Origin of the sequence: uncultured Succinivibrio sp. (assembly GCF_902756765.1) — a bacterium.
Taxonomy (GTDB): domain Bacteria; phylum Pseudomonadota; class Gammaproteobacteria; order Enterobacterales; family Succinivibrionaceae; genus Succinivibrio.
Genome location: NZ_CACVSS010000003.1, coordinates 42,122 through 58,545, shown reverse-complemented (window position 1 = coordinate 58,545; position 16,424 = coordinate 42,122). Strand labels below are relative to the sequence as shown.

The 16,424-nt window shown below is 38.1% G+C and carries 12 protein-coding genes; 3 read left to right on the top strand and 9 right to left on the bottom strand.

All coding sequences use genetic code 11. The features are described from left to right. Window position 1: 1 nt before the first annotated feature. The 7 genes from era to rpoE all read right to left on the bottom strand — a co-directional run bounded on the left by era (window position 2) and on the right by rpoE (window position 6,776). The gene (gene era, locus QZU45_RS00910; RefSeq protein ID WP_074840984.1) at window positions 2-898 is read right to left on the bottom strand and encodes a GTPase Era; all 897 of its coding nucleotides are present in this window, start codon (window positions 896-898) and stop codon (window positions 2-4) included. Window positions 899-916: 18 nt separating this feature from the next. Then, window positions 917-1,606, bottom strand: a complete 690-nt coding sequence (gene rnc / locus QZU45_RS00905) for a ribonuclease III (RefSeq protein ID WP_074841000.1) — start codon at window positions 1,604-1,606, stop codon at window positions 917-919. A gap of 17 nt (window positions 1,607-1,623) precedes the next feature. Beyond that, complete coding sequence (gene lepB / locus QZU45_RS00900; protein WP_295350471.1) at window positions 1,624-2,559, bottom strand: signal peptidase I; 936 nt, start codon at window positions 2,557-2,559, stop codon at window positions 1,624-1,626. Window positions 2,560-2,632: 73 nt separating this feature from the next. Then, window positions 2,633-4,444, bottom strand: coding sequence for a translation elongation factor 4 (lepA, locus tag QZU45_RS00895; RefSeq protein ID WP_295350468.1), 1,812 nt, complete (start codon window positions 4,442-4,444; stop codon window positions 2,633-2,635). Between the two features lie 148 nt (window positions 4,445-4,592). After that, complete coding sequence (locus QZU45_RS00890; protein ID WP_295350465.1) at window positions 4,593-5,480, bottom strand: MucB/RseB C-terminal domain-containing protein; 888 nt, start codon at window positions 5,478-5,480, stop codon at window positions 4,593-4,595. A gap of 63 nt (window positions 5,481-5,543) precedes the next feature. After that, the gene (locus tag QZU45_RS00885) at window positions 5,544-6,158 is read right to left on the bottom strand and encodes an RseA family anti-sigma factor (protein WP_295350463.1); all 615 of its coding nucleotides are present in this window, start codon (window positions 6,156-6,158) and stop codon (window positions 5,544-5,546) included. 21 nt (window positions 6,159-6,179) lie between these two features. Continuing rightward, entirely contained in the window at window positions 6,180-6,776 is a 597-nt protein-coding gene (rpoE, locus tag QZU45_RS00880) for an RNA polymerase sigma factor RpoE (protein ID WP_295350460.1), read from the bottom strand. A gap of 320 nt (window positions 6,777-7,096) precedes the next feature. On the opposite strand from rpoE, the gene nadB reads away from it, so the two are divergent. Further along, on the top strand, window positions 7,097-8,695 hold the full coding sequence (gene nadB, locus QZU45_RS00875; RefSeq protein WP_295350457.1) for an L-aspartate oxidase: 1,599 nt from the start codon (window positions 7,097-7,099) through the stop codon (window positions 8,693-8,695). A 262-nt stretch (window positions 8,696-8,957) separates the two neighbouring features. Further along, a complete protein-coding gene (locus QZU45_RS00870; RefSeq protein ID WP_295350454.1) occupies window positions 8,958-12,329 on the top strand; it encodes a mechanosensitive ion channel domain-containing protein in 3,372 nt (1,123 codons plus the stop codon). Window positions 12,330-12,412: 83 nt separating this feature from the next. Here the strand turns inward: QZU45_RS00870 and QZU45_RS00865 are convergent, their stop codons facing one another. Beyond that, window positions 12,413-13,339: an AraC family transcriptional regulator gene (locus tag QZU45_RS00865; protein WP_295350451.1), complete on the bottom strand. Its 927-nt coding sequence runs from the start codon at window positions 13,337-13,339 to the stop codon at window positions 12,413-12,415. Window positions 13,340-13,751: 412 nt separating this feature from the next. On the opposite strand from QZU45_RS00865, the gene QZU45_RS00860 reads away from it, so the two are divergent. Beyond that, entirely contained in the window at window positions 13,752-15,782 is a 2,031-nt protein-coding gene (locus tag QZU45_RS00860) for an LTA synthase family protein (RefSeq protein WP_295350449.1), read from the top strand. Between the two features lie 61 nt (window positions 15,783-15,843). Here the strand turns inward: QZU45_RS00860 and lpcA are convergent, their stop codons facing one another. Next, on the bottom strand, window positions 15,844-16,422 hold the full coding sequence (lpcA, locus tag QZU45_RS00855) for a D-sedoheptulose 7-phosphate isomerase (RefSeq protein WP_295001396.1): 579 nt from the start codon (window positions 16,420-16,422) through the stop codon (window positions 15,844-15,846). Window positions 16,423-16,424: the final 2 nt, after the last annotated feature.

Below are 16,424 nucleotides of genomic sequence, written 5' to 3'. Positions count from 1 at the left end.
ATTATGCCTCAAAATCGTTGTATCCCAGACTCTTTAAAGCACGAGCATCATCAGACCAGCCTGCTTTTACCTTAACAAACAGTTTCAGGAAAACCTTGCTGTCAAAAAGCTTTTCCATATCCTTTCTTGCCTCGGTTCCAATCTTTTTAATTCTGTCACCGCCAGCACCAACAACCATTTTCTTCTGGCCATTGCGCTCAACAAGAATTGCTGCACTAATGCGTAAAAGCCCATTATCTTCCTTGAATTCTTCAACCTCAACAGTTGAACTGTATGGAAGTTCATCACCCATCTGACGCATCAGTTTTTCACGTACAATTTCCGCTGCAAGGAAACGAGAAGAACGGTCAGTAATTGAATCATCTGGGAATAAATGGTCACCTTCAGGAAGAGAATCCTTGATGATCTGCTTCAGTATATGCAGATTTGTTCCACGCAGAGCTGAAACAGGAATAATATCCTTAAAGGTAATAATCTTTGAAAGCTTGTCTATCAGTGGAAGTAGAGATTCCTTGTCTGCAATGGTATCAACCTTATTGATTGCAAGAACAACTGGAACATCGGCGTTTTTAACGCGGTGCAGCGCCATTTCATCGTCATCAGTCCAATGATTAGGATCAACAACCATAATAATAAGCTCAACATCACCAAGCGCACTTTCTGCAGCTCTGTTCATCAGGTGATTGATTGCCCTTTTCTCTTCTCGATGAAGACCTGGAGTATCAACATAAACAACCTGATAATCACCCTCTGTGTCAATGCCCACAATTCGGTTGCGGGTTGTCTGAGGTTTACGGGAGGTGATAGATATTTTCTGACCGATTAAATGGTTCATCAGGGTTGATTTACCTACATTTGGTCGTCCAATAATTGCAACAAAGCCAAAATGAGCTGTCATTAAAATTCCTTCAAGAAATTATTTCTTGTTTTTTTCAAGTATTTCCAAAACCAGACCTGCAGCTTGCTGTTCTGCTCTTCTGCGTGATGATCCTTTTCCAATCTGAGGAGGAACCCCCTCAACAGTAGCAGATACAACAAAAATCTGATCATTGTCTGTACCTAAAATTTCATCAACCTTGTAAACAGGTAATGACTTATGCTGTGACTGAAGTAATTCCTGTAGAGTAGATTTATGATCTTTCTGGTTTACATCAGGCTTGATTGTTTCAAGACGACTCTTGAACCAGGATAAGACAACCTGTCTTACTCTTGGAAAATTCTCATTGTCGTCAATAAACATTGCGCCAATAATAGATTCAACGGCATCTGCTATCAGTGAATCGCGTCTGAAGCCCCCCGTTTTCAGTTCTCCTGGGCCTAATCTCAAACAGTTTCCTATTCCGAACTCACGTGCAAGTTCAGCCAGAGTTGTTTCTCTAACCAAGGTTGATCTCATTCTGGTTAAGTCACCTTCAGGGCACTTTGGAAACTTATCATACAGTGCCTTGGCAATAACCATTCCCAGAATAGAATCTCCAAGATATTCAAGTCGTTCGTTATGCACAGCACCGTAACTTCTATGGGTTAAAGCCTGATCAAGAAGTTTAATATTTTGAAATGAATAACCTAACTTTAATTCTAGGTTCTGTAATTCAATAATATTCAGTTTGTCTGCCATTTTCTTTATTTCAAACCACCAATTCTGTCAAAACGAACTGCAGATGGGAGCCACTCAGGCATTGAGCTTGAGGAATCGTGTTTAAAATCAAAGGATAACCAGATTCCTAGGGTCTTTCCCTTTATATTCTCCATTGGGACAAATCCCCAGAAACGGCTGTCTTTGCTGTTATCACGGTTGTCTCCCATAACAAAGTAACAGTTGTCAGGAACTCTCCACATTCCAACAGGGGTATTTTCTTGTTTATAAAAATACTGAGACATCATTGGAGCATTGGTATTTACTCTCATTCTGTGGGAAATATCCCCTAACTGCTCCTCATATACCTCATATTTATCAGCAAGACCAATTCCGGAGATTTCCTCTTCAAGAGTCTCTATAAGCTTTGTTGAAACCTGTTCAGGGATAGCATCCTTGTCTGAGCCTGCCTTTAAAATATAGATATTCTTGTTCTGATAAATAACTATATCTCCAGGAAGACCAACTACGCGCTTGATAAAGTCTACATTTTTGTCTTCAGGATACTTGAAGACGATTACATCTCCTCTCTGCGGAGTTGATGTGTTAATCAGAATTGAATTTGTTAGAGGGTTTCTGATTCCGTAGCTCCACTTGCTTACAGCGATAAAATCACCGTCCTGAAGAGTAGGTAGCATTGAGCCAGAAGGGATTCTGAAAGGCTCAATAATGAACGATCTGAAAACAAATACAAACAGGATCACAAAGAAAAGAGAACCAGTCTGACCAATAATATCCTTTGGCTCTAGCATCTCCTTCTCGAGCTTTGAATTCAGATTACCGGCAGTCTCTTTTCTTGCCTTGTCCACACTTGCCAAACGCTTTGGTCTGGTAAACTTATAATCATAAAAATATGCAATACCAGTCACAATGGTTAAAACAAATAAAATCCATGAAAATAGATTTTCAAAAATAACGTTCATTAAAAATTCTCACCAGAGCAAAAAAAAGTGAGACCTCCAATTACATCAAGATAATAATTCAGTTGTAGACTTTTTATTCTTTACCAACCTTTAGAATTGCCAGGAAAGCATCCTGTGGAACTTCAACTCTACCAAGCTGTTTCATTCGCTTCTTTCCTGCTTTCTGTTTTTCAAGAAGCTTACGCTTACGGGTAATATCACCACCATAGCACTTTGCAAGAACATCCTTTCTGAGAGCCTTTACAGTACAGCGAGCAATAATCTGAGAGCCGATAGCAGCCTGAATTGCAATATCAAACATCTGACGAGGAATTACTTCCTTCATTTTCTCTACCACAGCTCTGCCTCGTGACTGAGCAACAGAACGGTGCAGGATAATAGCCAGAGCATCAACTCTTTCGCCTGCAATAAGAATATCCATTCTAACCAGATCATCACAATTGAAACGCTTGAATCCATAGTCCAAGGAAGCGTAACCTCTTGAGGCTGATTTTAAGCGGTCAAAGAAATCAAGGACTACTTCCGACATAGGAATCTCGTAGGTTAGAGCCACCTGATCTCCATGGTAAACTAGCCCCGTCTGAATACCTCTCTTTTCCTGACAGATCTTCATGATTGAACCGACATACTCTGATGGCATCAGCATTCTGCACTCGGCAATAGGCTCTCTGATTTCTGCAATATTGGAAATAGGAGGCAGAGATGCAGGAGAATCAATGTGAATAATCTCACCGTCAGTCTGCAGGATTTCATACACTACAGTTGGAGCTGTTGTAATCAGGTTCAGATTGTATTCACGCTCTAAACGCTCCTGAATGATCTCCATATGCAGCATACCGAGAAAACCACAGCGGAAACCAAAGCCTAGAGCTTTTGAATTTTCAGGTTCAAAAAACAGTGAAGCATCATTTAGAGACAGTTTATCCAGAGCATCTCTGAAAGCGTCATAATCCTCAGTATCAACAGGGAACATTCCTGCATATACCTGAGGCTTAACCTTCATAAATCCAGGTAAAGGTTCAACAGCACTATTCTTTACGTGGGTAATGGTATCACCTACAGGAGCGGCATGAACGGATTTAATATCACAAACAACCCAGCCAACTTCACCGCAGTTAAGGACATCAACCTTTACTCGCTTTGGAGTTGAAATACCAAGTCCTTCAACTTCCCAGGCGACGCCTTGAGACATCACCTTGATCTTATCGCCTCTGCGCAGTGTTCCGTTTTTAACACGGACCAGTGCAATCACACCTAGGTAGTCATCAAAATAAGAGTCAATAATCAGAGCCTGAAGAGGAGCATCTGGATCTCCGGCAGGAGCAGGGATCTGAGTTACAATTCTTTCTAATACGTCCTGAACACCGACACCGGTCTTTGCAGAACAGGTACATGCATCCTGAGCTTCAATACCAATCAGATCTTCAATCTCATCGATTGCTCTCTGAGGATCAGCCGATGGAAGGTCAATCTTATTTAAAACAGGAATAACTTCAAGATCGAGATTTACAGCCTGATAACAGTTGGCAAGAGTCTGAGCCTCAACGCCCTGACTGGCATCCACAACTAAAAGCGCACCTTCACAGGCAAACAGTGAACGTGAAACCTCGTATGAAAAGTCTACGTGGCCAGGTGTATCAATAAAGTTAAGCTCATAGTTTTTTCCATCTCTGGCCTTGTACTTCAGAGTAACAGCCTGAGCCTTAATGGTAATACCACGTTCGCGCTCAATGTCCATATTATCAAGGACCTGAGAGGTCATTTCTCTGTCAGTCAGACCACCGCACATCTGAATAAATCTGTCAGATAAGGTTGATTTACCATGATCAATGTGGGCAATAACTGAAAAATTTCTTACAAGGCTACGATCAAAAACTTCTGCCATACTCTTTCCATTTGAATTTTTTTTTCGGGCGCAAACTGAAGCAGTTAATCTATATATTAGTTAATAAAGAATACGCCCAAACATCATGTGCACAATTTATGAATCGCTCATTTTATCATTTTTGCACGGAATCACAAAATTGTTGGTTTTATCTGGATTCGGAGATTTTTGAAAGAATCAGAGAGCACAGATCTAAAGGAATTTCTCCAACTACAGCATACTCATTATGTTTACTGTTTTTTCTCATAACAGAAAGAGTTCCGTCTGTTGCAGAAACAATATTCAGAGAAGATTTACCGTTTTTATAGACCTTGAATTCTACAATTCCGTCAGAGAAAATCTGATAGGAAATCTTATCTCCTTCGGAAGAATCATCTTCCCCCTGCCTTTTTATGGAGAAATTAGCTGGAATTACAAGTTCAGGCCAAACAACTGGAGTAGAGCTTTCCTCAGCGGAGGACATTTTCTCAATTCTATCAAAGGTTTCATCAGGGAAAGACAGATTGAGAGCTGCGGTTGAATGAACAGCAGTAACAGTAAATTTTGCAACAATAGACTGATTAGGAGATATCACGGCAAGTTCGACCGGAAGGTTGGTATCAGCATCCTTTGAAACTATAAAGCCATATCGAATTTCATCCACAGGAGACAGTCTTAATACAGTAACTTTTCTTCCTGCTAAACGGGTTCTGCCAAGAATACTGCAGTCATACCCTCTAAGATTGGATTCATTAGAAAAAATCTTATCCCAGATCAGAGTCTGATGCCAAATCAAAGGTCCGACAAAACCGCGGTTCTGATTATAATCAAATCCCTTATTTTTTCTTATTGAATAACCAGAAACCTCATTATTCAAAGATTTCCAGGTAGTATAAGGAATACCGTTTTTGTTTAGATGAATAAGAGACAGAGGTTCCATTTCAGTCTGAGCTGACTGAATTACAGTTGCCTCTATGTTTGAGTTTACATAGGTATCCTTTAGGGAATTAAAATCGAGCTCACACTGCTCTCCCTCTGTAGCAGAGGCGGTATTCACAAATAAAAAAACCGCAGTACACAAAGCTCCTGCGGTTATTTGAATAAATCTTTTCATAAAAAACTAATTATTTGAAGCTGTATCCAGTACATATCCTTTAATGTAATTATTTATACGTTCAACTTCAAGTTTTTGTTGTTTCTTAAGCTCAATATTATTAGCTGTGGCACTTTCCTTCTCAGACTTCTCCTGATTAAGCTTTATCTCATTTGAGGCTTTACGGTTGGTCTGATAGCTTGCCAGATTTGCTGTTCCTATAGCACCGATAGTTGATGCTGCAGATACTTCATTTGAAACTGTGCCCTCTGCATTATAGGTCTGATATCCAATAATGGTAACAGCTGCAACTGAAGCTGCAATTGCCATCTGAGCAATACCGAAGGAAACCTTCTTAAATACATTCTTGAAGGAATGATAGGAAACACTTTCTACTTCGGTCTGATCAACAAGGTCAGGAGTAATCTTCTCATCCTTGATTCTATCCATTACAGATGAGGCAAAATCTGACTTCAGTGTATTGTCAGTCATCTCATTTCTGAGGGTTGCACCTATCAGAGACCAGTTCTGAAGATGCTCAACATCGTTCTCAGAAAGTTCTAGTTTTCCTTCTGGTAAATTCTCTCCGTCATACAAAGCAGACTTTAACTCTTCTTTGTCAACATTCTGAAAATTCATCATAGTTACTCCTAAAGTAAATCGTTACTTTCCAGCAAATTTAGACATCTTTTCCTCGATGAACTGTCTGGCTCTGAAGATTCTGGATCTTACAGTTCCTATCGGGATCTGCAGCAAATCTGCCATATCCTCATAGGACATGCCATCAACTTCCCTTAGCATAATTGCCTGCCTAAGCTCCTCAGGAAGTTCATTCATCGCACTTAATATCACCTGCTGTAATTCTTGCGATTCTATTATTTTATCTGGCGACTCTCTGCTTGTAAGAACACCTTGAGAATCAATTGACTGAAATTCTTCTGAATCAACATCTATATGATTCTTTCGTTTGCTGTTGGACTCCAGATAAGTCTTAGCAGCGTTCACTACAATTCTGTATAGCCAGGTGTAAAACGAACTTTCGCCACGGAAATTGTTAATTGCCTTATACGCCTTAATAAAGGCTTCCTGTGCAACATCACTCACATCAGCCGAATTTCCTACAAACTTGGAAATAATCTGGGCAACCTTGTGCTGGTATTTTATTACCAGAATGTTGTAGGCACTAACATCTCCTTGCTGCACCCGCTTAACAATAGCCTCATCGCTTGAGGCTTTTTGCAGATTTTCATCGGATGCCATGTTTTACCTTTACCTTTTTTGACCGAGAGTTTTTTTTAAAGTTCAAAAATTTTTTTACGGATTATCAAACTATGATTTTTATCACAAAAAAAATTAAATTCTTTTCATCTAACAAAGTTAATTTTGACATTGTAAGACAGCTAAAGCAAGTAAACACCTTTAAAACTAGAACATTATGACACATATCTATGTATTTCTATGGTGCATAGAGTTCTATCGGTACATGTAGAGTACAAAAACAACATCACACGTTGTAGAATCTTTAAGCTAGATCAAACATTCATTCATCATCGACGCTTACGCGCCTTAGGATAATTAACATGAACTATACAACAGACTGCCTTATTATCGGCAGTGGTGCAGCAGGACTTACCCTTGCATTAGGACTTGCTGAAAAGACCAAGGTGATTGTTCTTTCAAAGGAAACAGCTTGTGCTGGATCAACAAATTATGCTCAGGGTGGAATTGCCGGAGTCTATAACATAAAGGATGATGACGACAGTATTGCTGCTCATATAAAGGATACATGCATTGCCGGAGCATATCTCTGCGACGAGAAAACTGTTGAATTCGTAGCCAAGAATGCCCATGACGCAATTCAGTGGCTGATTGATTCAGGAGTTCCATTTGATCTGAAGGAAGAAAAGGCCGGTGACGACCAGTCTCCATACCACCTGCACAGAGAAGGCGGACATTCACACAGAAGAATATTCCACGCAGAGGATCATACCGGCAAATCCATTCAGGAAACTCTGACTGCTCTTGCAAGAAAACACCCTAATATCACTCTTCTGGAAAATCATAACGCTATTGATCTTGTAACCACCAGAAAACTGGGCCTTGCAGGAAATAGAGTTATCGGAGCATATGTTTTAAATAATGAAACCTCACATGTTGAGACCATCTGTGCAAAATTCATCGCACTGTGTACAGGAGGCGCTTCAAAAGTCTACCAATACACCTGTAATCCAGAAGTATCCTCTGGAGATGGAATCGCCATGGCCTACAGAGCAGGGTGCCGTGTAGCAAATATGGAATTCAACCAGTTCCATCCAACCACCCTATACTGTGATGCTGACAGAAACTTCCTCCTGACAGAAGCATTACGTGGAGAGGGGGCTCAGCTGAAAAGACCAGACGGAACCAGATTTATGCAGGATTATGACGAGAGATTAGAGCTAGCTCCAAGAGATATTGTGGCCAGAGCAATCGATCACGAAATGAAAAAACTTGGCGCTGACTGCATGTACCTGGATATCTCATTTAAGGAACCAGAGTTTGTTAAAAAGCATTTTCCAACAATCTATGAGCGTTGCTTAAAGGTTGGTATTGATATTACCAAGCAACCAATTCCAATTGTGCCAGCAGCTCACTTTACCTGTGGTGGAATCATGGTTGATAACAATGCACGAACTGATATTGAAAATCTGTATGCAGTCGGAGAATGTGCATACACAGGATTACATGGAGCAAACAGACTTGCCTCTAATTCTCTTCTAGAATGTGTAGTATACGGAAAAGCCGCCGCCACACATATTCTGAAACATCTGTCTGATGCTGAGTTAGCTCCAATCCCTGACTGGGATGAAAGTCAGGTAACAAACTCTGATGAGGAAGTTATCATCACCCACAACTGGCATGAACTAAGACTTACCATGTGGGATTATGTCGGCATTGTCAGAACAAACAAACGCCTGGAAAGAGCAATGCATAGAATTGAACTTTTGAAAAAGGAAGTTCATGAGTATTACTCAAACTTCAGAGTAACCAGAAATCTGCTGGAACTAAGAAATCTTCTGGATGTTGCCGAGATCATCGTAAAGTCAGCCATGATGAGAAGGGAATCTCGAGGTTTACATTACAATGTAGACTATCCAAATCAGGAAGAGCATTCGGGTCCTACTATTCTGAATCCTTAATATATATTTGTCGACCGGGAGCTTTACCGGTCGACTGTTTTCTCGTGATTACTCACAGAATTTCTCTCATATAATTTCCAATCTTTAATTACAACCAAACACAGACTCCCAGAACAAATACTACGAAAACAGGTAATTTCTATGTTTAAGCAATGTGATGAATGATATAATTTGCAGGAATATAAATATATACAGAAAACAAATTCAGCGACTCAAAATAAAGCTGATTTGTGCATAAACCAGAACTCGGATCTGTCTTCGTATGAATAAAATTCTAGCGCTACTCATCATTGTCTTATTCAGTATTTCAACGGCAATCGCTCAACCTCAGACTACATCTCAAACAAATTCTGTTTCAACAAGATTTGGTCAGATAAAACTTCCAACAACAAAGGAACTTACCGCTGCGATTACCAGTACAAAGGACAATTCAACACTTTCAGAAAAAGACAAAGAAAAACTTATCGCGACCTACACTAAGGCTATAGAAAAAAACGAAGAAATACCAGGCACAAAGGAAAAACTTGCCGGTCTAAACAAGTTGTTTTCTACTGCAAAAAAAAGAATCGTGGACTACTCAAGAAAGATTCACGAAGAAAAAAAGAAAACAGTAATAACTGACGAAGAACTTGAAAAACTGACCTATCAGGATATTACAGACAAACTGAAAACAGATACCGAGGCCTTAATCCAGGAAAACATATTACTAGAAAGGGCAACTCAATATCATAATGATGTACAGACTCTTCCCGAGAAATCTCAGAGTACCGTTACCTTCAATAATGAACAGACTAAAAATCTAATAGCTGAAATTGATAATAATCCAGATACAGATAATATGCTTAACCGAGCATATGCAATTATTATTTACGAAACCAATCTCGAAAATAATCTGTATAAAACCCAGTTGGCAAACATTTCTGTTCTACAGGACATCTCTACACTTGAACTGGAATATTCAACCTTAAAATACAACCGACTGAATGCCGAGATCAAAAAATTATCCAACAGATTAAAGGTTCTTGATTCCAATTCAGATAATAACGAATCCAAATTGGATAATGAAACCGTTAATAATAACCCTCTATTAAAAAAGGTTATCAAGGAAACAAATGAAGTAAAAAACTATCTGTCTCAGGCTAAAGAGTTGTTCTCCGAATACAAAGAAACCAACAAGGAGGTTCGAGAGGCAAACCTGAAAGTTACTCAGATAGAAAAAAATCTTGATAGCCAGATAAAGGAATTAAACAAGAGTCTCATTCTTTCAAGACTGTTAAACAAACAGCTGACATCTCTACCAAAAGTTAATATCAAATATGATGTTGACGAGAAAATTGCAAATATCAATATTTATCTGTATGAAATCAGAGAAAGACTGACTCAGATCAGCAGTGTCTTTGAAGATGTTGAAGAGGCTATCAAGAAATATCCAGAACTAGAGCCATATCGAGAAGATGTTATTACTATTTTCGGACAGAGAAAAACAGCTGTAAGTGATATTTACCAAGTCATTGCAGATTCTCTGAACGAAAATATCGAAATCAAGGTAAATTACGCAAGCTATAAGAAAATTTACGACAAAATCAGTGCCGATATTGGAGAACAGCTTTTCTGGGTTAAATCCAATCAGCCTCTTGGAAGTGAATTTTTAAAGCTGTTCGTGCCTACTGCATCCTACGAATGGGAATCATTAAAGCAGAAACTTACATCAAAAGAATTCCTTTCTGATACGACTAAGACCGCAACAACTCTTCTTCTGCCTTATTTTCTGTTATGCGGAATTATTCTGATATTCATAAAGAAGATAAAGGATAACAACAACAGGCTCGCAAGAAGGTTGGACAGTGCTACAGATTCGGTTTTTCTTACTCCGCTTGCTCTTTTGAATAACATGATTCTTATGGTCCCAGGCATGGGATGGATGATATGTCTTGGAGCAATCATCATCTGTATAGCACTAGGCGAGACTCACGCTCAGAGAGGAGTTATTACTGCAATGCTCATGCACATTTTTGTGTTTGTGTTTTTTATGCAGATCCTAAAACCAAATGCTCTGGTACAGAGACATTTCAGTGTTGAGCCCTACAAACTGACTCATTACAGAAACATTCTGAGCGGAGTATGGACCTTTGCTCTGCCACTTCTGATCTTTGCAAATGTCGCAGAAACCGACGCAGTAACAATTTATTCTGATTTAACCTCGTTTTCTGTAGTTCTTCTCTCCTGCATTGGTCTGTTTATAATTTCGTTCAGACTGCTGATAAACAATCTTAGAGATCTGAATTACACCTCTGCGGGTTACATTACATCATGTTTAATCGGTATCCTGATTACTTCTATTGCAGCTGTATCTGTTTCATCAGGATATCTGTATACAGTTGTAAAACTGACCAACAGAATCGCGTTTACTTTCTACATTGTGTTGTCATATTTTCTAGTAAGTCAGACTGTACATCGAATGATATATGTTCTAACAGTTAAGATCTACGAGAAAATCTATGAAAGAAAACAGGACCAGGATTCAGGTGGTACAGAACAGAAAGGCAACATGCTGATAAGTCTTGTTTCAGTAATGAATCTGAATGCTCCTGCTCTATGCGCCCGCATATATAAAATAGCAAGAATAATTCTGCTAGTTATAACAGCAATTCTGCTGTATATACAATGGAGTGACCTGTCTTCTGTACTTCGTTATCTGGATACAGTTCATATCTGGAGCAAGACAGCAATTGTAAACGGAGCTCCGGTAGTAACAGATTATCTATCAATTGCAAACATTCTGTTTGCTATCTTCCTGATTTTAATAACAAGTTTCCTCAACAGAACTCTGCCTGTTCTGTTTGAGAAAATTATTCTTATAAGAAAGGATGAAAGATTCAAGAGTACTAGTTATTCAGTAAAGGTTATTTCATCATACATTATTATTGGACTCGGACTTATATCTGCGGCAGGTGCGCTTGGAATCAAATGGGAGAACCTGCAGTGGCTTGTAGCTGCCTTGTCTGTTGGTCTTGGTTTTGGTCTGCAGGAAATATTCGCTAACTTCGTCTCCGGTATAATTCTTTTGTTTGAAAGACAGCTTCGTGTTGGCGATATAATCACCCTAAACGGACTTTCAGGAACAGTAAGCAAGATTCGTATACGTTCAACAACAGTAATGTCCTTTGAAAACAAGGAAGTAATGATACCAAACAGAGAATTCATCACATCTGCCCTTACAAACTGGTCACTGACAAGTTCTATAACAAAAATGGAGTTTAATGTAGGCGTAGCCTATGGGACAAATATTGAAAAGGCAAAAGGAATTCTGAGAAACATCATTAACAGATGCCGTTACATAGCCAAGGATCAGGCCTCTCTCATCTATGTAAAGGCCCTGGCTTCAAGTGAAGTAACCCTTGCATGTGATATCTATGTAACTAAGATTGGTGACAGAAAACTAGCTATAGATTACCTGTCTCAGGAGACATTAAATTCATTTGCCAACGCAGGTATTGAGATTCCATTCAATCAGATGGATGTGCATGTTAAGACACTTGAACAGCAGGAATTTATTGATCAGCTTAAACAGGGGTTATTTAACAGAAATGCAGAACAGCTTAATAGCAGCAGTTCAGATTTAAAAACAAAATAAAAATTGAACAAAACATAAAATTTTGCTGCAAAAAATAAAAAAAACATCATTTTTGCAGCAAAAATCGTAAAAAAGTAAAAAAACTAATAAATAGAATAATCGTCTGCACCAAGCCTTCCATAATTGCCTAACGATCTGGACTTTCTGTAGGCAAGAGGAGTCTGTCCAAATTTAATTTTGAACAGTTTAAAGAAATATCCGATATTATCAAAGCCGTGATCAAGAGCTATATCTGTTATAGATTTAGATGTAAGTACGATCTCCTGACAGGCTCTTCTCAATCTTAAATCGTTAATAAAATCCACAAAGCTCATGCCTGTACTCTTTTTAAAATAACGACAAAAATACTGTCTTGAGACTTTTAAATAATTTGCAGCATCATTCATTGATATTTTTTCTGAATAATGATCGTTGATAAAAGTTAGTAGGTCTTTAATTTTTTGCTGTTTATGCTCAAAATCTTCTGTTTTTGACAGAGAATCCGTTAAAAACAGTCCATTTTCATACATAATTGCTAGTAATTCCACCAGATGAGCTTTGATTCTCAAACGCATTGATCCACTCTGAGAAGAGGCATTATCAATAATAAAACGAAGCAGACTGTCAGCGCGCTCAAAGCATTCCATTTCCTTAGTTATCAGTGGAGGCATCTGTTTACCTCCTTCAGTTAGGAACTTAAGCAGCTGAGCTTCCACCTCGTCAAAATAGTTAAATTCAATAATTGAAGGATTAAATACCAGGGAAGACTGATCTGAGCCTCTTTTTATCACAAGATTATGAAGAACATTACCAGGAGAGATTGCAATACAGGGACCTTCAATCTTGTACTCTTTCATAGCGTAATTAAAGATGAAAGTTCCCTTCTCAAAACGGTTTATTTCTACCTCAGGATGCCAGTGCATGCCAATATTTATATTGAATTTCTTTCCTCTACAGAAATAACTTGCCAGAGGAAAGACATTTGATCCATGCTTGGTATTTTCTTTTAATTCTTTCTTCAGTGGAGGCATTTGCTCTTCTCGTTATCTTCCAGATATTTTATATCTAGAGAATATTAACCTTATTATTATATTTTGTATTTGATTGAAGACAGGAGAAATAATTCCTGTCAAAGCTGAATTGTACCTAAAAATAGCATATAAAAAATTCAATTATAATTACACAATATTAAACCATTTTTAATGATCCGAGTGCAGTTTTATCTAAGCAATACAGTTTCACTCAAAAAAAAGACCGAACAAAAACGCATATGTTTATAAAAAGCCCAACATTTCACTATGATTTAAAATGATAAAAATTTTTCACTAAGAAAAAACTGCACTTTCAGTGTATAATTTTGCGTTTAATGGAAAATACAAGTAGAAGAATCAAAGGAAAATTATGGTGTTTTCGCAAATAATATGTAATCGCGCTCAGGAAAATATGCGATTTTTTCTTTCCAGAATATTCGGCGGCATGCTTATATGTCTTACAGTCTTACTGACCGCCAGATTTATTTTAGTATTCAGTTTCGTAAAAGAGCAGTATTTTCAGCTTTCCTTAGCAGAGCAGTTTAATTTCTGGGTATTATCATTAAGATTCGACCTGAAAGTAACAACTATTGCATATGCTCTTCCTTTACTGATTGCATTTACAACCTTTGTTAACAAATCATTTGTTTTTTTCAAAGGCTTTATAAAATACTACAACACATTAATTTTCTATGTTGCTCTTGTATTCAGTATTATTAACTACTTTTATTTCAAGACCTATGACAAATCTATAGATACCTTTATTTTTGCCATCTCCAAAGAAGATCCTATGGCTGTAATCAAAACCGTAATCAATGATTACCCTGTAGGTTTTGGAGCAGTAGGACTTCTGATTTCATTTTTTATATACAAATATGTTGCAACCGCTATATTCAGAAAGCTTGAAGGCAAAGTTTACGTTCCTGACAGCAGAAAAAAGACTGTTTTAGGAATTATTGTTCTTACACTGGTATTTTTTGGATTTATTCGAGGCTCATTCGGAACATTCCCTTTAAGACAGTTGAATGCCCAGGTAACCGATAAACCTGGTATTAACTACTGTCTTCCAAATGGTCCTCTGGCCTTTTATTGGGCATATAAATGGGAAAAACTATCTACAAAAATACCAACAGTCAGACCTTCAGAAATACTAAATACCTATAAGGAATTAGGCATCGATATTGAAGGAAATACAGTTTCATCATTATTTACCCCTCTGAAGAAACACACCGCTAAAAACGAGTTTCTTGAGAAGAATCGTCCTGACATTGTTTTCAATGTAATGGAAAGTATGAGTACCCACATGATGACTTTCGATGATGAAAAAGAAAGAGATCTTATGGGAGAACTCCGTAAACATTTCAAGAGTGATTTTGTATTCAGAAACTTTGTTTCAGAGGGAGATGGAACCTCAGACAGTATGACCAGAATGCTGGTATCCTCTCCTGATTTAAATCTTTCAACTTCAATCTATTCGGGAAAGGATTACATCTGCAATATAGCAAAACTCTTTAATGATGCCGGATATGAAACCATTTTCATTACAGCGTCAACAGCATCATGGAGAAACTACGACAATTTCCTAAGACAACTTAAGTTCAGCAGAGTGATCGAAAGAACACAGGTTTTAAGAGATTTTCCTAATGCAACCTCTGGAGCCTGGGGTATAGATGACGAGTATCTGTTTAAGGAGACATATAAAATCCTGTCAGAGAAATCTGATAAACCACGCTTTATCATGACACTTTCAATTACAAACCATCCTCCTTTCAGGTTACCTTCTGATGTGGAGATTCAAAAGGTACCTCTGCCAAAAGAAATTCTGGCTCGATTCCCATATGAGGACACTGAAACCATATTTGCAACCTTTAGATATGCAAACGACCAGCTAGGTAGATTTATCGACAGAGTTAAATCAGATGAAAAGATGAAGGATAATACTTTCATTGCCGCAACAGGTGATCACAATATGAGAGGAATCGGTTATACAGATCATCCAACAGAGCTGGTATTTGGACACGAAGTTCCTTTCTATCTGTATATGCCAGAGAAGTTTGTTCAGAATACTGATGTAAACTTTGATAAAGAGCGTTTAGGTTCACAGAAGGATATAATCACCACTATAGCCTCTCATGCTTTATCTGATAAAGAATTCCATTCTTTTGGCTGTGATTTGCTTTCAGATGAAAAATGTAATTTTCCATTTGCCTTTAACAGCAGTGTTGCAGTTTCGTACGATAAAACACATGCCTGTGATATAAGTACAGTAGAAAAACCTGTATCCTACGATTTTACTCAGATGGAGAATTTACTTGTCAGTGCTTCACCTAGCAGCAAAAACTGCACTAGAGAAGCAGCCATGAAAAAACTTGAAACTCAGCTATACTACCTGCAGGCAAATAAAGCAGAAACTGATGATTATGAGAAAATGAAAATAGAATAACGTTCAAAAGAACCGGTTTTAAAGACTTTAATACCGTTATTTAAAAAATAACGGTATTTTTTTACTTTGAAAGAACCTCTTCTATACCACGGATCATAATGTGAATAATCATGGTATGAACTTCCTGGATTCTGTCTGCATATCCAAAATGAGGAACAATAATCGGAAGATCACAGAGATCTTTTAGCTTTCCGCCATCTTTACCTAGAAGGACAACTGATTTAAGCCCCTTTTCTTTGCAGACTCTGCAGGCTTCAATAATATTCTTTGAATTACCGGAGGTTGAGATACCAAGGAAAACATCCCCCTTAAACCCCATGCCCTCAAGGAATCTTGAAAAGATATAATCATAGCCATAATCATTGCCTACGCAGGATATATGACTTGGGTCACAGATTGCAATTGCAGGATATGCAGGACGATCATTACGATATCTTCCAGTCAATTCCTCAGCAAAATGCATTGCATCACACATACTGCCACCATTACCAGCAGATATGATTTTTCCTCTATTCTTAATAGAATCGGTCATCATATAAATAGCCTTTTCGATGACCTCTCTTGTATCTTTCTGCTCTATAAAATCGTTAAGGACTTTCTGTTCTTCGCGTAAATCATCAAGTACATCAAAAGATAGCATTA